Source organism: Luteimonas sp. R10 (genome assembly GCF_045689605.1).
In the GTDB taxonomy this organism is placed as follows: domain Bacteria; phylum Pseudomonadota; class Gammaproteobacteria; order Xanthomonadales; family Xanthomonadaceae; genus Luteimonas.
The window spans coordinates 3,847,875-3,869,139 of record NZ_CP141262.1 but is presented as its reverse complement, the minus strand read 5'-3'; the positions used below and the strand labels follow the sequence as shown (position 1 = coordinate 3,869,139).

The following is a 21,265-nucleotide window of genomic DNA, read 5'->3' as shown; positions in this document are numbered from 1 at the left end:
GCCGGATCAGCGTGCGCTGTGGGCGTGCACCGCGTCGACCAGCACCGCCACGTGCTCCGGGTCCATGTCCGGCGACATGCCGTGGCCGAGATTGAACACGTGGCCCTCGCGCGAGCCGCCGTTGCCGGCGGCGTAGGCGTCCAGCACGGCGGCGACCTCGCGGCGGATCGCCCCGGGCGAACCGTAGACGACCGCGGGATCGAGGTTGCCCTGCAGCGCGACCTTGCCCCCGGTACGACGCGCGGCTTCCTCCAGGCCGACCAGCCAGTCGACGCCGACGCCCTCGGCGCCGGAGTCCGCCAACGCCTCCAGGTGGGCGGCGTTGCCCTTGCCGAACAGGATCAGCGGCGTGCGCTGGGCGCCGTCGCCACGCTCGAGCTCGCGGGCGATCCGCGCCAGGTACGGCAGCGAGAACTCCCGGTACATCGCCGGCGACAGCACCCCGCCCCAGGTGTCGAACACCTGCAGCGCCTGGACGCCTGCCGCCCGCTGCGCGGCGAGATACGCGATCACCGCATCAGTGTTGACCGACAGCAATGCATGCAGTGCCTGTGGATCGTTCAGCGCCATCGCCTTGATGCGGCCGAAGTCCTTGCTGCCGCCGCCCTCGACCATGTAGCAGGCGAGCGTCCACGGGCTGCCGGAGAAGCCGATCAGCGGAACCCCGCCGTCGAGCTCGCGGCGGACGGTGCGCACCGCCTCCATCACGTAGCGCAGTTCGGTCTCCATGTCCGGCACGCCGAGCTTGGCGATCGCCGCGGCGTCGCGCACCGGGTGGCGGAACTTCGGGCCCTCGCCATCGACGAAATAGAGCTCCAGGCCCATCGCATCGGGAATGGTGAGGATGTCGGAGAACAGGATCGCGGCGTCGAGCGGGAACCGGCGCAGCGGCTGCAGGGTGATCTCGCAGGCGATCTGCGGGTTCTTGGCCATCGCCAGGAAGCTGCCGGCCTGGCGGCGGGTCTCGCGGTACTCCGGCAGGTAGCGCCCGGCCTGGCGCATCAGCCAGACGGGGGTGCGGTCGACGGGTTCGCGGCGCAGCGCGCGCAGCAGGCGGTCGTTCTTCGGCGGTACGGACAAGACGGTTTTCCTCGGGTCGGGGCGTGCCGCCGGACGCGTGCCGGGGCGCCGCGGGTGACGGGACGGGCAGGGAATCAGGGTTTCGGCGCGTCGGCGCCCTTGGCGTAGACCAGCCGATAGCCGCGCTTGAGCTGCGTGTCGCGCGCCTGCTCCAGCGCGGCCGCGGCGCTGGCCTGGTCCAGGAACTGCTCGCGCCGCAGCTGGCTGCGGCCGCCGATCTGCCCGGACTCGCGGATCAGCGTCCAGCCGCCCAGCAGGTCCGGCTGCAGCATCAGCTGCACGAAGCGCGGGGCTTCGTGGCCTTCGGCGGGTTGTTGCAGCAACAGGCGCATGGGCGCAATTGTAAGTGGTCCTGGATCTGCCGATGCCGATTGGACCGGCTGCAGGAGCGCTCGAAGCCCCTCTCCCTGCGGGGGCGAAGCCACATGGCTTGCGCGCCGCTGGCGCGGAGCGGGGATCGGGTGAGGATACGGCAGCCGCGATGGTTCAGTTCGCTGCCGCTTCGCCGTACCCTCATCCGGCCCCGCGACCAAAGCACTCGGGGGCAGGCTCTTCTCCCGCAGGGAGAAGGGAGCGGCGGACCGATCAGCTTCCGCTGTTGAGCACGTCGGGATGCCCCGCTGGCGTGCGGCTAGGCGCCAGCGCGCAGCACCGACAGCACGGCGCTCTCCGGCACGTCGGCCAGCACCCGCGCGCGGCCGGCGCCCTCCCAGACGATGAAGCGCAGGCCGCCGGCCTGGGCCTTCTTGTCCAGGCGCATGTGCGCGAGCAGGGATTCCGGATCGAGACCGGCCGGCAGCGCCACCGGCAGGCCGAACCGCGCCAGCAGCGCGCGCAGGCGTTCGCCGTCCCCGGGCGGCGACAGCCCCAGCGTCTCCGACAGCTGTGCCGCCAGCACCATGCCGACCGCGACCGCCTCGCCGTGGTTGAGGCCGCCGTAACCCTGCTCGGTCTCGATCGCATGGCCGAAGGTGTGGCCGAAATTCAGCAGCGCGCGTTCGCCGTGCTCGAACGGATCGCGTTCCACGATCGCCGCCTTGTGCGCGCAGCTGCGGGCGACGGCGGCCGCCAGGGCGTCGCCGTCCATCGCCAGCAGCGCGTCGGCGTGGGCGTCGAGCCAGTCGAGGAACGGCGCATCGACGATCGCGCCGTACTTCACCACTTCCGCCAGGCCCGCGCGCAGCTCGCGCGGCGGCAGCGTGCGCAGCACGCCGGTGTCGGCCAGCACCGCGCGCGGCGGGTGGAAGGCGCCGACCAGGTTCTTGCCCTGCGGCAGGTCGACCGCGGTCTTGCCGCCGACCGAGGAATCCACCATCGCCAGCAGCGTGGTCGGCAGCTGCACGCAGTCGATGCCGCGCATCCAGCAGGCCGCGGCGAAACCGGCCAGGTCGCCGACCACGCCGCCGCCGAGCGCCAGCACGCAGGCGTCGCGGCGCGCGCCCAGCGCCGCCAGCGCATCGATCGCGCGGCCGAACCAGTGCAGCGTCTTCGAGGATTCGCCGGCCGGCAGCGCGAAATGCGCCAGCGAGAGTTCCGGCTTCGCCGCGCGCAGCGCCCCGGCCACGCGTGCGGCGTACAGCGGTGCCACGGTGTCGTCGCTGAGCACCAGCGCCTGGCGCCCGCGCACCTGCGCCGCCAGCGCGGCGCCGTCGTCGAGCAGGCCGGGCGCGATGGTGATGCGGTACGGCTGCGCGCCCGCCACGTCCACCTCGATCCGGCCGGGTGCGGCGGCGCTCATGCCGATTCCACTCGCGATCCGCCGGTGTGCGCGCCGGGCCGCTGCCAGCGCTGCTGCAGCAGGCGCCCGAGCTTCGACACCGCGGCGGCGGCTTCCAGGGCTTCGGTGTCGAAGCGCAGGTCGGCGACCTCGCGGTACAGCGGTTCGCGGATCCCGGCCAGGCGCCGCAGCACCTCTTCGCGATCGTCCCCGGCCAGCAGCGGCCGCGAGCGGTCGCGCGCCAGGCGCTCGAGCTGCCGCTCGACCCCGGCGTGCAGGTGCACCACGAAGCCGCGTCCGCGCATCAGGGCGCGATTGCCGGCATCGAGCACCGCGCCGCCGCCGGTGGCCAGCACCACCCCGTCGCGTTCGAGCACCGCCGCCAGCGCGGCGCGTTCGCGTTCGCGGAAGCCGGCCTCGCCCTCGCAGTCGAAGATCATGGTGACGCTGGCGCCGGTGCGTTCCTCGATCTCGTGGTCGAGATCGACGAAGGCCAGGCCGAAACGGCCGGCCAGCCGCCGGCCGACCGAGGACTTTCCGGCGCCCATCGGCCCGACCAGCACGAGATTGGAAGCGGGGTTCATGACGGCGATGCTAGCAGTGCGCGGGCACTTTAGCGCCGCCGTCACTCCGTGTTCGCGCCGCGGTTACGGACGCGGGCGCACTTTGGGCGTTCTGGCGCCCGGCGCCGCCCAATCCGGTTTTGGAGGACGCATGTCTGTCGCGAAAGTCATCGAGATCAATTCCGCATCCGCCACCAGCATCGAGGACGCCATCAAGCAGGGGCTGAAGAAGACCTCCGAGACGGTGAAACGCATCCGCGGCGTCTGGGTCAACGAGATCACGGCGGCGGTCGGCGACAACGGCGACATCGAGGAGTGGCGGGTCAACCTGCGCATCACCTTCGTGGTGGAGTGAGGGCCGCGCCAGGCGCGCCAGGCAGCTCTTTCCGCCGCAGCTAAGGAATGGGCCGTCACCACGGGCGGTGTCAGTGAATAGCTCGGGTCTCGAGCCAACGGGTGAGGTTTTGGTCCATCGTGAAGGGCTTGGCTATCGATTTACGCTGCCCGTGGCGACGGGCCTTGTCTCGTCGTAACGGAGAAGACTGCCTGGCGCGGCATCGTCCGGGGGGCGCTCCTATGGTGCGAGATCGGGTACGCGGTCGGCCGACAGCGCGACCGTCCACTGTGCGATCGCCGGCAGCGTGCGCAGCGCCTGGCGGCTGACGCGCTCGTAGTGCTGCACGAAGCGCTCGACCTCGGCGCGTGACATCGTCCGGCGCCGCGGTGGCGCGGCCCGCTGCAACGTTTGTTCCTGCTGCCAGCGCCACGCCGGCACGATGTCGAAACCGGGCGGCCGCAGGAACAGCAGGCGATCGATGCGGCGCCACAGCCGCGGGTAGTCGCGTGCCAGCGCGCGGTTGCAGTGGCTTCGCCAGGCCCCGTCGCGGTCCTCGTCGCGTTCCAGCGCATTGACCGGTTCCGCCAGGGCCGCCGCGTCTTCCGCCGGCGTGCAAAGGCACCATCCCTCGAAGATCGTCAGCGCCGTCCCCTCCACGCACGGCCAGTCGCCCCGCGGCAGGCGCGTATCGGCGATCTTGTCGAATCGCGGTACCGCGACCGCGGCGCCCGCGCGCAGCGCATCCAGGGTCGCGCAGGCCAGGGCGAGATCGTGCGTGCCCGGCGGGCCGCGGGTGGCGAGCAGGGGGTGGACATCGCGGGCGAGGGCGGCGCGGGCGGCGCGTTCGAGATAGAAGTCGTCGAGCGAGACCGTCGTGGTGCGGATCCCGCGCGCCCGCGCCAGCGCCGCGACCTGGTCGGCGAGCGTCGACTTGCCGCTGCCCTGCAGCCCGCAGATGCCGTAGACGCGGGCGCCGGACGCCAGCGCGTCGTCGAGCACCCGCGCCACGAAGGCATTGGCGAAACCGTTGCCGGACGTCGGGTGCGGGGGCGGCGCCATCGCGCCACAATAGCGCAATGACCGACACCGACCTCTACGCCGAAGCGCTGTCCACCTTCGATGCGCTGTTCGCCCAGGCGCAGGCCGCGGGCGAACCGGACCGCACCGCGATGACCCTCGCCACGGCCGCGCTCGACGCCCGGCCGTCGGCGCGGATCGTGCTGCTGAAGGCGCACGATGCGCGCGGCTTCGTGTTCTACACCCACCTCGACGGACGCAAGGGGTGCGAGCTGCAGGCCAACCCGCGCGCGGCGCTGCTGTTCTACTGGCCGCGCGTGCGCGGCGGCGTGCAGGTGCGGATCGAGGGTCCGGTGGCGCTGGTCGACGATGCCGAGGCCGACGCCTATTTCGCCGGACGCCCGCGCGGCAGCCAGCTTGGCGCCTGGGCCTCGAAACAGTCGCAGGCGCTGGACTCGCGCGAGGCGTTCGAACGGCAGCTGGCCGACCGCACGCGCGAATTCGACGGCCGCCCGGTGCCGCGCCCGCCGCGCTGGGGCGGCCTGCGCGCGCGCCCGGAGCGGATCGAGTTCTGGTACGCCGGCGAGTACCGCCTGCACGAGCGCCAGCTGTACGTCTGCGACCGTGCCGGCGAATGGTCCAAGCGGATGCTGTATCCATGAAGAGCCGGGATTCGGGATTGGGGATTGGGGATTCGCAAGGGCGGGAACGTTCTGCTCTTGCCCCATCCCGAATCCCCCATCCCGAATCCCGGCGGCCCGCAGGGCCGCAACGCATCGTCTGCCTGACCGAGGAGCCCACCGAGACGCTGTACGCGCTCGGCGAGCAGGACCGCATCGTCGGCATCAGCGGCTTCACCGTGCGTCCGCCGCGGGCGCGGAAGGAAAAGCCGAAGGTCAGCGCGTTCACCAGCGCCAGGATCGACGAAATCCTGGAGCTGCGGCCGGATCTGGCGATCGGGTTTTCCGATATCCAGGCCGACATCGCCGCCGAGCTGGTGCGCAACGGCGTGGAGGTGTGGATCAGCAATCACCGCAGCGTCGAGGGCATCCTCGACTACGTGCGCCGGCTCGGGGCGCTGGTCGGGGCCGGGCCACACGCCGATGCCTACGCGGACGAGCTGCGGCGTGGGCTCGACGCGGTCGCGGCGGAATCGGCGCGCCTGCCGCGGCGCCCGAAGGTGTACTTCGAGGAATGGGACGAGCCGCCGATCACCGGCATCCGCTGGGTCGCCGAACTGGTCCGCATCGCCGGCGGCGACGACGTGTTCCCGGAACTGGCGGCCGAGCCGCTGGCCAGGCAGCGCATCCTCGCCGACGGCGCCGAGGCGGCCCGGCGCGCGCCGGACATCGTGCTCGGCTCTTGGTGCGGCAAGCGTTTCCGGCCGGAGAAGGTGGCCGCACGGCCGGGCTGGGCGGCGGTGCCGGCGGTACGCGACGGCGAGCTGCACGAGATCAAGTCGCCGCTGATCCTGCAGCCCGGCCCCGCCGCGCTGACCGACGGCGTGCGCGCGATCGCGGACATCGTGCAGGCCTGGGCCGCGCGCCACGCGCGCTAATCAGGCCGGCGCGCGGGTGCGCCCGGCGAGCGCGGCGCCGACGGCCGCCAGCGCGCAGGTCAGCGCGAAGCTCAGGCCGAACGCCAGCGCCGGCGCGCGCGCGAGCAAGGTCGCCACCACCGAACCGCTCACCGCCAGCACCGTGGCGATGGCGAGCGCGTCGGCCAGTTGCAGCGCGGAACTGTTGCGGCCCTGTTCCGCCGGCGCCGACAGCGCCAGGGTGAGCACCGACAGGCTGGGATAGGTCACCCCCATGCCCAGGCCGGTCAGCGTCCAGCCCACGAGAGCCAGTGCCATGCCACCGGGCAGGACCAGTCCCAGCGGCACCAGTGCGATGCCGGCGGCCATCAGCGTCAGGCCGACCCGCAGCAGCGCGGCGCGGGTCCACGCCCGCGTCGTGTGGCCCTGGTACCAGGAGCCGAGCGACCAGCCGAGGGCACCCACGCTCAGGCCCACCCCGGCCCAGGCCGGCGACAGCACGAACTCGCGCGACAGCATCAGCGGGATGAAGACCTCGGTGCCGAAGAACGCGGCGCTGGCCAGCGCGCGCAGCGCGATCACGCTGGGCAGCCCGCGCCGCAGGCCGAAGCTGCCGTCCGGCAGCAGCCGCCGTGCCGCGAGCAGCAGCCCGCCGAGCGACAGCGCCAGCAGGGCGAAGCCGAGGGCGTCGTGGCGCTGCGCCGACAGGTGCAGGGCGCAGGCGCTGGCGGCCGCGAGCACCGCCCAGGGCAGGCGATCGTCGCCTTCCGCACTCGCGCCTGCCTGCGCCGCGGCCAAGCCGCGCAATCCGGGCCGCATCAGCCATGCCGCCGGGATCGCCAGCAGCGGCACCGCCAGGAACACCCAGCGCCAGCCCAGGTGCTCCACCATCAATCCGCTGATGGCCGGACCGATCAGCGACGGCACCACCCAGGCCGCCGAGAACGCGGCGAACACGCGCGGCCGCAATGCGACCGGATAGGTCCGTCCCACCACCACGTAGACCGCGACCGACAGCGCGCCGGCGCCGAAGCCCTGCACGATCCGGCCGGCCAGCAGCACCGCCATGTTCGTCGCCAGTCCGGCGACCAGCAGGCCGGCGACGAACCAGGCCACTCCCGCGCCACAGCACCGGCGCCGGACCGCGCGCATCGGCGCCGCGCCCGGCGGTGACCATGCCGACCACGCTCGCCGCCAGCGTGCCGCCGAACGCGAGCGCATACAGCGGCAGCCCGTCCAGCGCCTGGGCCACGGTCGGCATCGCGGTGGCGACCGCCAGCGCTTCGAAGGCCACCAGCGACACCAGGGCCACCATGCCGATCGTCAACGTCCGGTAGCGCGGCGACAGCACGCCTTCCGGTCGTCCGGGAGCGGCGGCGGCGCCCGGCGCCGGCGCCGGCGCCTCGACATCCTCCTGCGTCCGCATTCGGCACCTCGGCAAAGACAAGTGCGCAGCTTAGGACCTCGAGCCCGCTCGAGATCAACGTGCCGGTCGGGGATGGACGGACGGATCCCGCTTCGCGCCGGGGTGGCGGGCGATCTCGTCCGCTCCTGCCAGCGATTCCTTGGCCGCCCGCCGTGCGAGGCGGTTCCCATCGGCGGGCGCGCCTGCGATCATCACCGCTTCCTTCCCCGGAGCGACGCGATGAACCAGGCGGCGATGCAGGATCTGGCCCGGCTGCTGCTGCGTGCGACCCTGGGCGCGTTGATCCTGATGCACGGCGTCGCCAAGCTGCGCAACGGGCTCGACCCGATCGAATCGCTGCTACAGATGCACGGCTGGCCGACCTTCCTCGCCTACGGCGCGCTGGTCGGCGAGGTGCTGGCGCCGCTGATGCTGATCGTCGGCTTCCATGCCCGCCTCGGCGCGGTGCTGGTAGCGGTGCACATGCTGTTCGCGTTGTGGCTGGCGCACTTGGGACAGTTCGGCCAGCTGAACGCCCAGGGCGGCTGGGCGCTGGAACTGCAGGCCATGTTCCTGGTCGCCGCGGTCACGGTCGCGCTGCTGGGGCCCGGGCGCTTCTCGGTCAACGCGCGCTGACGCCGCCGCGCCGGGCACCGCCCGCTCCGCCTGGATCGATGCCTGCCGGTGGCCGCCACCCGTAGAGCGGAGCTTGCTCCGCTGCTCCAGCCTCCGGCGCTCAGATCAGTCGAGCGAACCTGCCGCGTGTCCGCTCATTGCGGATAGACGTCGCGGCTGAAGCGCAGCTCCGAGCGCACCCCGTCTTCGGTCACGATCTCCAGGTCGAAGCGCAAGGTGTCCGGCGGGGTGACGCGGACGACGCCGACGTAGTCGAGCAGTGCCTGTTGCGGATCCGACCCGGCATCGCCGCTGCGCACCTCGCGCAGTTCCAGCGGCTGGCGCACGCCGCGCAGGTCGATGACGTTGCCCCGGATCCGCGCCGGCAGTGCCGTTTCCTGCCGCTCCGGCCCCTCGCGCACGCCGACCAGCAGCAACACGCTGCGTGGGCTGCGTTCGATGCCGTACTGCCGTGCCACGGCCTCGTTCAACGTCGCGGTGGGCACCACGCTGGCACGGACGGTGACGTCGCCGGCGCGCACCACCGCCGCGCGGCGGCTCTGCGCGGCGCGGTCGTCGGGCGGCACCGGGGCGACGCCGCAGGCGGACAGCGCGGTCGCCAGCAGCATCGCGACTACCGCGATCCGGCCCATCGTCGCCGCCGATCCGCAGGAGCGCGCCGCGCCAGGCAATCTTTTCCGCTGGGGTGAAGAGCGGGCCGTCGCCACGGGCGGTGCCAGTGAATCGCCCACGGGACGGGGGCTGCCTTCACCATGATGGGCGCGGCTATTCATTTGTACCGCCCGTGGCGACGGGGCTGGCTGCGTCGCGGCGGAAGGGACTGCCTGGCGCGGCGCGGCGCGGCGCGGCGCGGCGCGGCTCAGTCATTGGCCGCCGACAGCTCGCCGCCGCGGACGGTCGCGTTGCGGATCGCCTGCGCCGCCAACGCGCGCAGGCCGCCGGCCTCGAACGTCTCCACCGCGGCGTGGGTGGTGCCGCCGGGGGAGGTCACCCGGCGACGCAGCTCGGCCGGCGACTCGCCGGACTCGGTGAGCATGCGCGCGGCGCCGAGCACCGTCTGCAGCACCAGCGTGCGGGCGGTGTCGGCGGGCAGGCCCTCGGCCTTCGCCGCCTCTTCCATCGCCTCGGCCAGCAGGAACACGTAGGCCGGGCCGCTGCCGGAGACCGCGGTCACGGCGTCCATCTTCGCCTCGTCGTCGATCCAGACGGTGGTGCCCGCGGACGCCAGCAGCGCCTCGGCCCGCGCGCGGCCGGCCGCGTCGACCCGCGGGTTGGCATACAGCCCGGTGACGCCGGCGCCGAGCAGGGCGGGGGTGTTGGGCATCGTGCGCACCACGGCCATGTCGCCGCCGAGCCAGCGATCGAGCTGCGCCGAGGTGATGCCGGCGGCGATCGAGACCGCCATCGGCCGTTCGGCCCGGGCCTTGTCGCGCAGCGTCGCGCAGACCTCGCGCATCACCTGCGGCTTGACCGCGAACACCCAGGCGTCGGCGCCGTCGACCGCGGTGCCGGCATCGGCGAACACCGACACGCCGAAATCGGCGGCCAGGCCCTGGCGGGTGGCCTCGTTCGGCTCGGCGACGCGGACCGTCGCCGGCGCCGCGCCGTTGGCGATCAATCCGCCGATCAGGCTGCGGGCCATGTTGCCGCCGCCGATGAAGGCCACGGTGCCCGGCGCGGCGGGCGCAGGGCGGCGTTCGGGTGCTGTGGACATGGAGAGCGATCCGGTACGTGCCGACCGCCTAGGATGCCTGACCGACCGCGGGAACGCACATCGCCGGCCGCGCGATCCGGGTCGCCGTAGAGCCGAGCTTGCTCGGCTGCCCTTGCCGGCGGCTCTCCGGCGCGAGGAGCAGCGGAGCAAGCTCCGCTCTACGGGGGGTGTCGCCGACGGGTGCGATTCACCGGCGTTCCCGCGGCCCGAACAGCGCGGTGCCGACCCGGACCAGCGTGGCGCCTTCGGCGATCGCCTGCTCGAGATCGTCGCTCATGCCCATCGACAGCGTGTCGACCGTCGGATGCGCCGCCGCCAGCGCCTCGTACAGCGCCCGCATCCGCGCGAAGGCGCCGCGGCGGCGCCCCGGGTCCGGGTGCGGCGCCGGGATCGCCATCAGCCCGCGCAGCACCAGCCGCGGCTCGGCGGCGATCGCCGCGGCCAGGGCCGGCACGTCCGCCGGGCGGCAGCCGTGCTTGCTGCCTTCGTCGTCGATGTTGACCTGCACCAGCGCATTCAGCGGCGCACGCCGCGGCGGGCGGTGGCGCGCCAGCGCGGCGACCAGCTTCGGTCGGTCGATCGTCTGCACCCAGTCGAACAGCTCGGCCGCCTGCCTCGCCTTGTTCGATTGCAGGTGGCCGATCAGGTGCCACTCGATCGGCCGGTTCGCGAGCGCTTCGATCTTGCCGGCCGCTTCCTGCACGTAGTTCTCGCCGAAACCGGACCGCGCCTCGCCCAGCGCGATGCGCAGCGCGCACAGGGCGTCGATCTCCCCGGCATCGCGGGTCTTGCCGACCGCCAGCAGCGCCGGCGCTGGCCGGTCCGCATGGCGGGCGGCGTTGACGATCCTGAGTGTCACGGCCTGCAGCCGTCGGGCGAGTTCGGTGTCCTGGGGCATCGTCGGGATCGCCGGAGCGCGCCGGCCTGGTGTTTGCGGGCTGGATTTGTGACGCGAGTAGAGGGCTATACTGCCGCCCGGGGGTAGGCTGGGGCCAGCCTTGGCGCTGGTCCGGGCCTCATCGATACAGTTGCTGTGCAGGGGACACGCATGGATATCGCCGAACTGTTGGCGTTCTCGGTCAAGAACAAGGCATCGGACCTGCATCTGTCGGCGGGACTTCCGCCGATGATCCGCGTCGATGGCGACGTGCGCCGCATCAACATCCCGGCGCTCGACCACAAGCAGGTGCACGCGCTGGTCTACGACATCATGTCGGACAAGCAGCGCCGCGACTACGAGGAATTCCTCGAGGTCGACTTCTCGTTCGAGATCCCGGGCCTGGCGCGCTTCCGCGTCAACGCCTTCAACCAGAACCGCGGCGCCGGCGCGGTGTTCCGCACCGTGCCCTCGGAAGTGCTGACCCTGGAGGACCTGGGCTGTCCGCCGGTGTTCCGGCAGCTGATCGACCAGCCGCAAGGCCTGATCCTGGTGACCGGCCCGACCGGCTCGGGCAAGTCGACCACGCTGGCGGCGATGATCGACCACATCAACAAGAACGAGTACGGCCACGTCCTCAGCGTCGAGGACCCGATCGAGTTCGTGCACACCGCGCAGAAGTGCCTGATCAACCAGCGCGAGGTGCACCGCGACACCCACGGCTTCAACGAGGCCCTGCGCTCGGCGCTGCGCGAGGATCCCGACTACATCCTGGTCGGCGAGATGCGCGACATCGAGACCATCCGCCTGGCGCTGACCGCGGCCGAGACCGGCCACCTGGTGTTCGCCACCCTGCATACCTCGAGCGCGGCCAAGACCATCGACCGCATCATCGACGTGTTCCCCGCCGGCGAGAAGCCGATGGTGCGCTCGATGCTGTCCGAGTCGCTGCGCGCGGTGATCAGCCAGGCCCTGCTGAAGAAGGTCGGCGGCGGCCGCACCGCGGCCTGGGAGATCATGGTCGGCACCCCCGCCATCCGCAACCTGATCCGCGAGGACAAGGTGGCGCAGATGTACTCGGCCATCCAGACCGGCCAGTCGGTCGGCATGATGACTCTCGACCAGCACCTGCAGGACCTGGTCAAGCGCGGCCTGGTCACGCGTGCGCAGGCCAAGGACTACGCGAAGGACAAACGCCTGTTCGAATGAACAGGCGCGGGATTCGGGATTTGGGATTCGGGATTCGTAAAAGCCAGGATTTGCGGGAAGTGGGGCTTCGCTCTTGCGAATCCCGAATCACCAATCCCGAATCCCGGCTCCGTAGGAGCCACTTATGAGCAGCATCGACTTCACCTCGTTCCTCAAGCTGATGGCGCACCAGAAGGCGTCGGACCTGTTCATCACCGCCGGCATGCCGCCGTCGATCAAGGTCCACGGCAAGATCTCGCCGATCACCCAGAACCCGCTCACGCCGCAGCAGTCGCGCGACCTGGTGCTCAACGTGATGTCGCCGCCGCAGCGCGAGGAGTTCGAGAAGACCCACGAGTGCAACTTCGCCATCGGCGTGTCCGGGGTGGGCCGCTTCCGCGTGTCGTGCTTCTACCAGCGCAACCAGGTCGGCATGGTGCTGCGCCGGATCGAGACCAGGATCCCGACGATCGAGGAGCTCAACCTGCCGCCGATCATCAAGACCCTGGCGATGACCAAGCGCGGCATCATCGTCTTCGTCGGCGCCACCGGCACCGGCAAGTCGACCTCGCTGGCGTCGATGATCGGCTACCGCAACCAGAACTCCACCGGCCACATCATCACCATCGAGGACCCGATCGAGTTCGTGCACAAGCACGAGGGCTGCATCATCACCCAGCGCGAGGTCGGTATCGACACCGACAGCTGGGAGAACGCGCTCAAGAACACCCTGCGCCAGGCGCCGGACGTGATCATGATCGGCGAGGTGCGCACCCGCGAGGGCATGGACCACGCCATCGCCTTTGCCGAGACCGGCCACCTGGTGCTGTGCACCCTGCACGCCAACAACGCCAACCAGGCGATGGACCGCATCATCAACTTCTTCCCCGAGGACCGCCGCGGCCAGCTGCTGATGGACCTCTCGCTCAACCTCAAGGGCGTCGTCGCCCAGCAGCTGATCCCGACCCCGGACGGCAAGGCCCGCCGCGTCGCCATGGAGATCATGCTCGGCACTCCGCTGGTGCAGGACTACATCCGCGACGGCGAGATCCACAAGCTCAAGGACGTCATGAAGGAGTCCACCAACCTCGGCATGAAGACCTTCGACCAGGCCCTGTTCGAGCTCTACCAGGCCGGCGAGATCTCCTACGAGGACGCCCTGCGCTACGCCGACTCCGCCAACGAGGTGCGCCTGCGCATCAAGCTCGCCCAGGGCGGCGACGCCCGCACGCTCAGCCAGGGGCTGGACGGGGTGGAGGTCGCGGAGGCGAACTGAGGTTGATGCAGGATACCTGAGAAACAGTACTCAGGGAGCCTACATGCTAGGGACAGCTAAATGATAAGAATCTTTCTTCTTGCACTTCTTTTGCTGGCTTGTGGCGGCGCAGCAGCATCATGTGAATTTAAGCGATTAACTCGCAACAGCTATTGGTACGTTTGCGATCTTAGGTCGGAAGCAGCCGAACTGATCGCGGCCCTGCCGGATGGAGACGATCAAACGTGCGTAGCCGCATGGGCGGGTGGGTGGCTCGGGGACGGGAGTAAAATATACTTTGACCGTGCGCGAGTAGTTGAGAGGGAAAACAGTCACTTTTACAAAGAATTGACTTGCGCTAATACAAATGGACGGTCTAGAAGTGATCTGTATCAGCACGACGTTCATTACAGACTGCCTGATAGCGACCTACCACCTGGTCACGTGAGTCTTGGCAGGAATTCTGATACTTGCCCGGCAGGAGAAAATGGATCTAATCCAATACATTCTGCTCTCGGAAACAAGGTTCAGAGGGAGGAGGATTTCTCTATCGAAAACGGATTGACGTTTTCTCGAATCTATTCGAGCGGATACCGTCACCAGAACTCTATATTTGGAAAAAGGTGGCGCCATAGCTTCGAGATGTCGCTTCAGTCTGTATACGCTGAAGGCTCGAATGAGCCAAGCTCGGTATGGGTCGAGCGCTCAAATGGAGATCGGATCCTCTTCGATGTTGATGGATCTGAAGCAAGTCCACGGAGCCTGGATGCAAGGCTTAAGCTCGAGGCCGTGAGGGATGACCAGGGGGGATTGGTAAGCTGGAGCGTCACGAGCGACTCAGATCAGATAGAGAGTTACTCTTTGGATGGGCGTCTGCGTTCCTTGAGAACAAGAGATGGAGTGCATCTTGAATTTGAGTACTCTGAATTCAAGAGATTGGCCTCGATAATAAACGAGAAAGGAAGATCCATCGTATTTGAATACAACGATGGTGGTAGGGTCCGTCAGATATCCACACCGTCAGGCAGTGCTTACCGCTATGTGTACGATGAAGTATCGAGATTGAGAAGAGTGGTGTATCCGACCGGAGGCGGAGGCCAGAACGCATTCTTCCGGGAATATATGTATGAGAACGCCTCTTTCCCGGAACTGTTGACTGGAATCATCGATGAAGAAGGAGCCCGATACGCCACATGGGCCTACGATGAAAATGGGCGGGGTGTATTGAGTGTCCACGGCAATGAGCTAAGCGGAATTGATCGCATATCCCTCAATTACAATGCTGACGGTACAACCACAGTGGACGGTGCTTACGGAGAGCAGCGTGATTACTCATTTGTCGTGCAGCATGGTGCTATAAAGCTGGAAGGGTTGAGTGCGCAGATCGCCGGTTGCGGCGGTTTTACAAGTCAGAAGAGTTACGACTCCAACGGATTTCTTGCATCGACAACAGACTTCAACGGGTCGATCACTGAGTATGAACGCGACGCCCGCGGCTTGGAGCTACAGCGTGTCGAAGGAGTAGGTGAAAGCGACGAGCGGCGCATTCAAACCGACTGGCATTCCGGTTTCCATGTTCCAGTCGAGCGCCGTACTTATGATGCATCTGCTGATATGGTTGCGCTGACGAATTGGACTTATAACGCCCGCGGTCAAGTCTTGGCCGAAACCCGAACCGGCCCCGCTGCGGGCGCTCCACGTGCCACCACTACCACCTACTGCGAGCAGGCCGATTTCACCGCCGGCGCCTGCCCGCTGCTCGGCCTGGTGACGTCCGTCGATGGCCCCCGCACCGATGTCAACGACCTCACCACTTTTACCTACTATCCGGCCGACCACGCCGACTGCACCGCCTCGCCCACCACTTGCCCCTGGCGCAAGGGCGACCTGCGGAAAGTCGCCAACGCCCTCGGCCAGATCACCGAGACGCTGCGCTATGACGGCGCCGGCCGCCCGCTGTCGGTGAAGGATGCCAACGGCGTCGTCACCGACATGAAGTACCACCCCCGCGGCTGGCTCACCGCCCGCAAGGTGCGCGGCCCGGACGACAACACCGAGAACGACGACCGGATCACCCGCATCGACTACTGGCCCACCGGCCTGGTCCAGCGGGTCACTCAGCCGGACGGCGCCTTCACCGAGTACACCTACGACGCCGCGCATCGCCTGACCACCATCCGCGACAACGCCGGCAACACCATCACCTACACCCTGGACAACGCCGGCAACCGCATCGCCGAGGACACCCGCGACAGCGCCGGCACCCTGCGGCAGACCCTCTCGCGGGTCTACGACCAGCTCGGCCAGCTCGCCACCCAGGCCGACGCCAGCGACAACCCCACCGACTACACCTACGACGCCAACGGCAACCTCAAGACGATCACCGACGCCCTGGGCCGGGAAACGCTGAACGATTACGACCCGCTCAACCGCCTGGTCCGCACCTTGCAGGACGTGGGCGGTATCGAGGTCGAGACCCGCTACGAGTACGACGCTCTCGACCACCTAATCAAGGTCGTCGACCCCAAGGGCTTGGAGACGGACTACACCTACAACGCCTTCGGCGACCTGCTGCAGCTGGACAGTCCCGATACCGGCACCACCACCTACACCTACGACAGCGCCGGCAACCGCACCGGCCAGGTGGATGCGCGCGGCCAAGCCAGCACCTACACGTTCGATGCGCTCAACCGCCTGACCGGTATTGCCTACACCGGCGCCGCCGATCTCGACACCACCTACACCTACGACGTCACGCAGCCCGGCTGCGCCGCCGACGAGACTTTCTCCACCGGCCGCCTGACCGCGATGAGCGACGCCAGTGGCAGCGCCCGGTACTGCTACGACCGCTTCGGCCAGTTGGTGCGCAAGCTGCAGGTCACCAATGGCCAGACCTTCACCCTGCGCTATGCCTATACCAAGGCCGGCCAGCTGAGCAGCCTGACCTACCCGGACGGCTCGGTGGCGGACTATGTGCGCGATGCCCAGGGCCGGGTGACGGAGGTCGGTGTGACCTCGCCAGGCGGCGCCAGGGAAGTGCTGCTGTCCGGTGCCGAGTATTACCCCTTCGGCCCCGCCGCCGGCTGGAGCTATGGCAATGGCCGCACCCTGAGCCGTGTGCATGATTTGGACTACCGGCCGCAGTCGGTCCGCGATCCGGCCACGGGCGGGCTGGATTTCGGCTACAGCTACGACCCGGTCGGCAACCTGTCCGCCTTGCACAGCGCCGACCTCGCCGAACCGCCACGGGCCAGTTTCGATTACGACGCGCTGAGCCGGCTGACGGCTTTCCGCGACGGCGCCGCTGGGGCGGCCATCGAGAGCTACGGCTACGACGCCACCGGCAATCGCACAAGCTTCGCCAATGCAAGCGGCAGCCATGCCTATGCCTATCCGACGGACAGCCACCGCCTGACGGCCGTGGCCGGTGAAACCCGCAGCTACGACGCCGTCGGCAATGCCACCACCATCGGCACCGCGAAGGAGTTCGTCTATAACGCAGCCAACCGCATGAACCAGGTGAAGCAGGGCGGGGCGGTGGCAATGCACTACGTCTACAACGGCAAGGGCGAGCAGGTGCGCAAGCACCTGGGCGCTCACGACATCACCACCGTCTTCGATGAAGCCGGCCGCTGGCTAGGCGACTACGACGCCAGCGGCGCGCCGCTGCAGCAGGCGATCTGGCTGGACGACCTCCCGGTCGGCCTGCTGATCGGCAGCACCGGCGCCAACCGCCTGCATTACGTGCAGCCGGATCACCTCGGTACGCCACGCGCGGTGATCGATCCGATCCGGAACGTGACCGTATGGAACTGGGATCTGGCCAGCGAAGCCTTCGGCAACAGCCCGCCGAACGAGGATCCGGATGGGGATGGCACTGGCTTCGTGTTCGCCATGCGCTTCCCGGGGCAGCGCTACGATGCGGCGAGCGGGCTGAATTACAACTACTTTCGGGATTATGAACCAGCGACCGGGCGTTATGCGCAGAGTGACCCTATCGGGATAGATGCGGGAATTTCAACATTTTCTTATGTGAAATTGAATCCACTCGGGAGGCGAGATCCTCTTGGACTGTTGGATGACAGACCTGGAGAATATTGTGATCCAATGCGAGGAATGATGTGTGACCCGCGCTTTCCAGAAAAGGACTTCGGTTGTGGAGAGAAATGCAGGAGTTACTGCAGAATAAGATACGGGAACATGATTGAAGATGCAGCAGGAAACTATATAGGAGATGATTCATGCTCCGTTTTAGGTTATGACACAAGCTCGAGGCAAGATGCTTGTGAGCAGATGCAGGCTGCGAGTTACTTCATTCTGCTGCAGCGCTTACGCAGAATGATGAGAGAATGTATAGGCAGCTGCAAGCCATGTTCTGATTGTGACTGAAGAGGTTGCTATGAAAAGCATACTGTTGCTATTGCTAGGAGCGGCTATAGGTGTTGCTTCTTTGTATGGATTTTCCAAATTAAATAGGCAGCCGACTTCGTATGAAAAATTCACAACAGAGTCACGAAGTTTATTGGTCGATTCAATTATAGATTCATTGGAATCGATTGAAGATGGTGATATTGAAACTTCGCAAATTATTCTTGCGAGTGCTGTTAATTCTCAAATAATAACTATTAGGAAAATGCAGGCGTCTTCGAATGAAGAAAGAGATCGAGCGGAAAAATGGGCAGAGCGAATGCTAGATCATAATAGGAAACTAAATCTTAGAGTGGACTATAAGGAATAATTGGTTTGCGCCAATGTCACCCCCGTGCGGGTCTATACGTATCCGGTCGCCGGCATCGTCAGAAATGTGAGACTCTGCCTCATCTCCATCACAACGCCTGTGCTCATCCATGCCACTCCCGTCCTCGCTCTCAGAACCGGTCCTCCTGCTAGACGAGGCCCGCGTCCACCGCAACCTGCAGCGCATGGCGGACCTCGCCGCCGCCGCCGGGGTTCGCCTTCGGCCGCACTTCAAGACGCATCAGAGCCACACGATCGGGCGCTGGTTCCGCGAACTCGGGGTCGAGGCGATCACCGTCTCCTCGCTGGCCATGGCAGAGTACTTCGCCGCCGATGGCTGGCGCGACATCACCCTGGCCTTTCCGTTCCATCCCGGGATGCGCGATCGGGTCGATGCGCTGGCCGCGCGCTCTACCTTCGGGATCGTGCTGGCCGATCCGCAGGCGCTGGACGGGGTGCGGTTCTCCACGCGCGTGGACGCATGGCTGAAGATCGATGTCGGCAGCCGCCGCACCGGGTTCGATCCCGAGGATCTCGATGTCCTGCGCGACCTGGCCGCGGCGCTCGCCGGGCGCGGCGACATCCGCCTGCGCGGCCTGCTCGCCCATGCCGGGCACAGCTACGATGCGCGCGGCGCGCAGGCGGTCGCCGCCGTGCATGCCGAGTCGCTGGGCCTGCTCGGCCGCCTGCGCGACGATCTGGCCGCCGTCTCCGGCCCGCTGGAACTCTCTGTGGGCGACACCCCCACCTGTTCCACGGCCGGTGCCTTCCCGGGGGTGGACGAGATCCGCCCCGGCAACTACGTCTTCTACGATCTCTCGCAGTGGCAGATCGGCGCCTGCGGGGTGGAGGACATCACCGTGGCCATGGCCTGTCCGGTGGTGGCGCGCCATCCGGCGCGCGGCGAGTTGGTGGTCCACGGCGGCGCGGTGCATTTCTCCAAGGACGCGATGGAGTTCGACGGGCAGCGCATCTTCGGCCTGGGGGTGGAGGCCACGCCTGACGGCTGGGGCGCGCTGCGCCCCGAACTCCGGCTGGTCCGGCTGTCGCAGGAGCACGGCATCGTCGCCGCGCCCGACGAGGTGATCGCCCGCACCCGGCCCGGCGAGACCCTGCTGTTCCTGCCGGTGCACTCGTGCCTGACCGCGGATGCGATGGGCCGCTATCTGACGCTGGCCGGCGAACCTGTCGCGATGATGGGATAGCGGCGGCCGCGCCTGCCGAATGCCGGTGTCGGGCGCGGATGCTCGGTCGCGCTGGCGCCTTCGACGGAAGCCATTGCCGGTCTTCGCGCGGATTTCTCAGACAGGGTGGAAGAATCGGATCGTTCGTTCGACGCCGGTTGGCGGACGAGCGCGTCCGGTCCAGCACCGGATGACCGCCGTCGGCATGGCCACTTATTTCGATGGAGGAGCGCTCATGAATACGGTGTTCAGACTGGTCGCGGCCTTCGCTGCGGGTGCGGCCGCCATGTACTACCTCGATCCGGCCACCGGCCGCCGCCGCCGCGCGATGGTGCGCGACCAGGCGGTTTCGGCCTGCCACGATGCCGAGCACTTCGCGCGCGCCAAGTCCAAGCGCGCGGCCGATCGCGTGCACGGCATGCTGGCGGAGACGCGATCGAAGTTCGCCGGGCAGCCGGTCGATGACCGCAAGCTGCGCGAGCGGGTCCGGGCCAAGCTCGGCCACGTGATCGACCGATCCGGCGCCGTCGAGGTGGAGGTGCACGACGGCCGCGTGATCCTGAGCGGCGGCGTGCCGGCTGCGGAGATCGAGGACGCGGTGCGGGCCGTCGCGGCGATGCGCGGCGTCGAGGATGTGGAGAACCGGCTGTCGGCGTCGACGCCTGGGTCCGGCGGCCGCAGCGAAGGCGCCGCCGAAGCGCCGAACCTGCAGCACTAGAGCGGGAATACACGACGAGGCTGCGGTGTTGCGGCTTTCGTAGGAGCGCGCCATGCGCGCGATGCCGCGGGTGGCTCCGGTTGCCGTGGCGGCGATTCCCGCCGTCTGCAGCAGCGCCGGCATCGCGCGCATGGCGCGCTCCTACGGGTGGTGTGCCGGCATGGTGCGCATGCAGTTTCCCGTTTGGGTGGCCGCTATGTCGCCTTCACTCGGGTCCGGCGGCGGATGCGTTCGCCCAGGTGCTGCGCGTCGAAGGGTGCGTGCACCTTCATGTCGTTGTCGAAATAGCAGTACACGTCGCGGGCGCGCCTGGGTACCGAAGCGCGGCCGGCGCGCCGTGCGTCGCGGGGTTGCGTACCGCGCGACCAGGCATCGATGCGCCGTGCCCAGTCGTCCAGCGCGGCATCGCCATAGCCGCTGGCGTAGAGTTCCTTGTCGCCGTGCAGCCGCAGGTACATGAAGTCGGCGGTGACCTCTTCCAGCAACGGCCACCTGCCGGCGGTGTCGGCGACCACCAGCGCCACGTTGTGCTCGCGCAGCAGGTCGACGAAGCCGGGATCGCGGAAGCTTTCGTGCCGGATCTCCATGGCATGCCGCAGCGGCCGCGGCCGGTCGATCGACAGCGAGCTGCGGCCCTTCATCCGAGCCACGTCGCGGCGTCGCGCCAGCCAGGCGGCGTACTCGGTATCGGCCGGCAGCAGCCGCAGGAACTCGCGGATGCGGGCCTCGTCGTAGGGGAATCTGGGCGGCAGCTGCCAAAGGATCGGGCCGAGCTTCTCCCCGAGCCGCAACAGGCCGGAGGCGAGGAAGTTGGACAACGCCTGCCGCGCGTCGCGCAGGCGCAGGCGGTGGCTGATGAAGCGGTTGCCCTTGATGGCGAAGACGAAATCGTCCGGCGTCTGCTCGTACCAGTGCCGGAAGCTTTCCGGCCGCTGCAGCGAATAGAACGTGCCGTTGATCTCGATCGTGGAGAAGGTGCGCGAGGCGTACTCGAGCTCCCGCCGCTGCACCAGGCCGCCGGGATAGAACACGCCGCGCCAGGGCTTGTAGCGCCAGCCGGAAATGCCGATCCGCACGCGTCCGCGCGCCGGCCGTTGCGATTTCGATCGCGGGCGGCGGTTCATCGCGTGCGGGCGCTATCGCGGCACGGCGCAGGCGTCGGCAAGGGCGTCGCAGGCGCAGGATCCGATCGCATGGAGCAGCCTCGTGGCAGTGGCGGACAGCCTGATGGCGGTGCCGGCAAGGCATCGTGAAACGGCAGGGGCGCGGCGTGCGTCGTCCGTGTTGCAGCTGCGTGACG

The 21,265-nt window shown here is 68.3% G+C and carries 19 protein-coding genes and 2 pseudogenes; 11 read left to right on the top strand and 10 right to left on the bottom strand.

Annotated elements, in window-relative coordinates:
• Window positions 1-6: 6 nt before the first annotated feature.
• From hemE to U3649_RS16875, 4 genes are all read right to left on the bottom strand, one after another.
• On the bottom strand, window positions 7-1,080 hold the full coding sequence (gene hemE, locus U3649_RS16890) for a uroporphyrinogen decarboxylase (protein WP_407352450.1): 1,074 nt from the start codon (window positions 1,078-1,080) through the stop codon (window positions 7-9).
• A gap of 74 nt (window positions 1,081-1,154) precedes the next feature.
• Entirely contained in the window at window positions 1,155-1,412 is a 258-nt protein-coding gene (locus U3649_RS16885; protein ID WP_370565261.1) for a WGR domain-containing protein, read from the bottom strand.
• A 299-nt stretch (window positions 1,413-1,711) separates the two neighbouring features.
• A complete protein-coding gene (gene aroB / locus U3649_RS16880; protein WP_407352449.1) occupies window positions 1,712-2,818 on the bottom strand; it encodes a 3-dehydroquinate synthase in 1,107 nt (368 codons plus the stop codon).
• Window positions 2,815-3,381, bottom strand: a complete 567-nt coding sequence (locus tag U3649_RS16875) for a shikimate kinase (protein ID WP_407352448.1) — start codon at window positions 3,379-3,381, stop codon at window positions 2,815-2,817. The genes aroB and U3649_RS16875 overlap by 4 nt, the downstream gene beginning before the upstream one ends.
• A 130-nt stretch (window positions 3,382-3,511) precedes the next feature.
• Between U3649_RS16875 and U3649_RS16870 the strand changes: the two genes are divergently transcribed.
• Entirely contained in the window at window positions 3,512-3,715 is a 204-nt protein-coding gene (locus U3649_RS16870) for a dodecin family protein (RefSeq protein ID WP_407352447.1), read from the top strand.
• 219 nt (window positions 3,716-3,934) lie between these two features.
• Here U3649_RS16870 and U3649_RS16865 read toward each other — a convergent pair whose 3' ends face one another.
• Window positions 3,935-4,756 carry a kinase gene (locus U3649_RS16865; RefSeq protein WP_407352446.1) on the bottom strand — a complete coding sequence of 274 codons (822 nt, stop codon included), beginning with the start codon at window positions 4,754-4,756 and terminating at the stop codon, window positions 3,935-3,937.
• Window positions 4,757-4,773: 17 nt separating this feature from the next.
• Between U3649_RS16865 and pdxH the strand changes: the two genes are divergently transcribed.
• Complete coding sequence (gene pdxH, locus U3649_RS16860) at window positions 4,774-5,376, top strand: pyridoxamine 5'-phosphate oxidase (RefSeq protein ID WP_407352445.1); 603 nt, start codon at window positions 4,774-4,776, stop codon at window positions 5,374-5,376.
• Window positions 5,373-6,272, top strand: a complete 900-nt coding sequence (locus U3649_RS16855; protein ID WP_407352444.1) for a cobalamin-binding protein — start codon at window positions 5,373-5,375, stop codon at window positions 6,270-6,272. Before pdxH ends, U3649_RS16855 begins: the two co-directional genes overlap by 4 nt.
• Here U3649_RS16855 and U3649_RS16850 read toward each other — a convergent pair.
• A pseudogene (locus U3649_RS16850) lies at window positions 6,273-7,677 on the bottom strand (MFS transporter).
• Between the two features lie 219 nt (window positions 7,678-7,896).
• Here U3649_RS16850 and U3649_RS16845 point away from each other — a divergent pair.
• The gene (locus U3649_RS16845; RefSeq protein WP_407352443.1) at window positions 7,897-8,292 is read left to right on the top strand and encodes a DoxX family protein; all 396 of its coding nucleotides are present in this window, start codon (window positions 7,897-7,899) and stop codon (window positions 8,290-8,292) included.
• 134 nt (window positions 8,293-8,426) lie between these two features.
• On the opposite strand, the gene U3649_RS16840 is transcribed toward U3649_RS16845, so the two are convergent.
• The 3 genes from U3649_RS16840 to U3649_RS16830 all read right to left on the bottom strand — a co-directional run bounded on the left by U3649_RS16840 (window position 8,427) and on the right by U3649_RS16830 (window position 10,904).
• Window positions 8,427-8,924 (bottom strand): DUF4426 domain-containing protein, encoded by a 498-nt coding sequence (locus U3649_RS16840; protein ID WP_407352442.1) that lies wholly within the window; start codon window positions 8,922-8,924, stop codon window positions 8,427-8,429.
• A gap of 227 nt (window positions 8,925-9,151) precedes the next feature.
• Window positions 9,152-10,006, bottom strand: a complete 855-nt coding sequence (gene proC / locus U3649_RS16835) for a pyrroline-5-carboxylate reductase (RefSeq protein ID WP_407352441.1) — start codon at window positions 10,004-10,006, stop codon at window positions 9,152-9,154.
• A gap of 187 nt (window positions 10,007-10,193) precedes the next feature.
• Entirely contained in the window at window positions 10,194-10,904 is a 711-nt protein-coding gene (locus U3649_RS16830; protein ID WP_407352440.1) for a YggS family pyridoxal phosphate-dependent enzyme, read from the bottom strand.
• 150 nt (window positions 10,905-11,054) lie between these two features.
• Between U3649_RS16830 and U3649_RS16825 the strand changes: the two genes are divergently transcribed.
• The 7 genes and pseudogenes from U3649_RS16825 to U3649_RS16795 all read left to right on the top strand — a co-directional run bounded on the left by U3649_RS16825 (window position 11,055) and on the right by U3649_RS16795 (window position 19,965).
• Window positions 11,055-12,092, top strand: a complete 1,038-nt coding sequence (locus U3649_RS16825) for a type IV pilus twitching motility protein PilT (protein WP_407352439.1) — start codon at window positions 11,055-11,057, stop codon at window positions 12,090-12,092.
• A 124-nt stretch (window positions 12,093-12,216) separates the two neighbouring features.
• Window positions 12,217-13,347: a PilT/PilU family type 4a pilus ATPase gene (locus U3649_RS16820; RefSeq protein ID WP_407352438.1), complete on the top strand. Its 1,131-nt coding sequence runs from the start codon at window positions 12,217-12,219 to the stop codon at window positions 13,345-13,347.
• A 60-nt stretch (window positions 13,348-13,407) separates the two neighbouring features.
• Window positions 13,408-14,043, top strand: a pseudogene (locus U3649_RS16815) (DUF6531 domain-containing protein); the annotation flags it as partial.
• A gap of 183 nt (window positions 14,044-14,226) precedes the next feature.
• Window positions 14,227-17,715, top strand: coding sequence for an RHS repeat-associated core domain-containing protein (locus U3649_RS16810; protein ID WP_407354652.1), 3,489 nt, complete (start codon window positions 14,227-14,229; stop codon window positions 17,713-17,715).
• Window positions 17,716-17,725: 10 nt separating this feature from the next.
• Complete coding sequence (locus tag U3649_RS16805) at window positions 17,726-18,064, top strand: hypothetical protein (protein ID WP_407352437.1); 339 nt, start codon at window positions 17,726-17,728, stop codon at window positions 18,062-18,064.
• A 109-nt stretch (window positions 18,065-18,173) separates the two neighbouring features.
• On the top strand, window positions 18,174-19,268 hold the full coding sequence (locus U3649_RS16800; RefSeq protein ID WP_407352436.1) for an alanine racemase: 1,095 nt from the start codon (window positions 18,174-18,176) through the stop codon (window positions 19,266-19,268).
• Window positions 19,269-19,482: 214 nt separating this feature from the next.
• Window positions 19,483-19,965: a BON domain-containing protein gene (locus U3649_RS16795; RefSeq protein WP_407352435.1), complete on the top strand. Its 483-nt coding sequence runs from the start codon at window positions 19,483-19,485 to the stop codon at window positions 19,963-19,965.
• Between the two features lie 194 nt (window positions 19,966-20,159).
• On the opposite strand, the gene U3649_RS16790 is transcribed toward U3649_RS16795, so the two are convergent.
• Window positions 20,160-21,089, bottom strand: coding sequence for a DUF72 domain-containing protein (locus U3649_RS16790; RefSeq protein ID WP_407352434.1), 930 nt, complete (start codon window positions 21,087-21,089; stop codon window positions 20,160-20,162).
• Window positions 21,090-21,265: the final 176 nt, after the last annotated feature.

Coding starts and splice junctions, on each gene's coding strand:
- U3649_RS16845 (WP_407352443.1), top strand. CDS start 7,897: ATGAACCAGGCGGCGATGCAGGATCTGGCCCGGCTGCTGCTGCGTGCG.
- U3649_RS16800 (WP_407352436.1), top strand. CDS start 18,174: ATGCCACTCCCGTCCTCGCTCTCAGAACCGGTCCTCCTGCTAGACGAG.
- U3649_RS16795 (WP_407352435.1), top strand. CDS start 19,483: ATGAATACGGTGTTCAGACTGGTCGCGGCCTTCGCTGCGGGTGCGGCC.
- U3649_RS16805 (WP_407352437.1), top strand. CDS start 17,726: ATGAAAAGCATACTGTTGCTATTGCTAGGAGCGGCTATAGGTGTTGCT.
- U3649_RS16840 (WP_407352442.1), bottom strand. CDS start 8,924: ATGGGCCGGATCGCGGTAGTCGCGATGCTGCTGGCGACCGCGCTGTCC.
- U3649_RS16790 (WP_407352434.1), bottom strand. CDS start 21,089: ATGAACCGCCGCCCGCGATCGAAATCGCAACGGCCGGCGCGCGGACGC.
- proC (WP_407352441.1), bottom strand. CDS start 10,006: ATGTCCACAGCACCCGAACGCCGCCCTGCGCCCGCCGCGCCGGGCACC.
- U3649_RS16870 (WP_407352447.1), top strand. CDS start 3,512: ATGTCTGTCGCGAAAGTCATCGAGATCAATTCCGCATCCGCCACCAGC.
- U3649_RS16830 (WP_407352440.1), bottom strand. CDS start 10,904: ATGCCCCAGGACACCGAACTCGCCCGACGGCTGCAGGCCGTGACACTC.
- U3649_RS16885 (WP_370565261.1), bottom strand. CDS start 1,412: ATGCGCCTGTTGCTGCAACAACCCGCCGAAGGCCACGAAGCCCCGCGC.
- U3649_RS16825 (WP_407352439.1), top strand. CDS start 11,055: ATGGATATCGCCGAACTGTTGGCGTTCTCGGTCAAGAACAAGGCATCG.
- U3649_RS16875 (WP_407352448.1), bottom strand. CDS start 3,381: ATGAACCCCGCTTCCAATCTCGTGCTGGTCGGGCCGATGGGCGCCGGA.
- aroB (WP_407352449.1), bottom strand. CDS start 2,818: ATGAGCGCCGCCGCACCCGGCCGGATCGAGGTGGACGTGGCGGGCGCG.
- pdxH (WP_407352445.1), top strand. CDS start 4,774: ATGACCGACACCGACCTCTACGCCGAAGCGCTGTCCACCTTCGATGCG.
- U3649_RS16820 (WP_407352438.1), top strand. CDS start 12,217: ATGAGCAGCATCGACTTCACCTCGTTCCTCAAGCTGATGGCGCACCAG.
- U3649_RS16855 (WP_407352444.1), top strand. CDS start 5,373: ATGAAGAGCCGGGATTCGGGATTGGGGATTGGGGATTCGCAAGGGCGG.
- U3649_RS16865 (WP_407352446.1), bottom strand. CDS start 4,756: ATGGCGCCGCCCCCGCACCCGACGTCCGGCAACGGTTTCGCCAATGCC.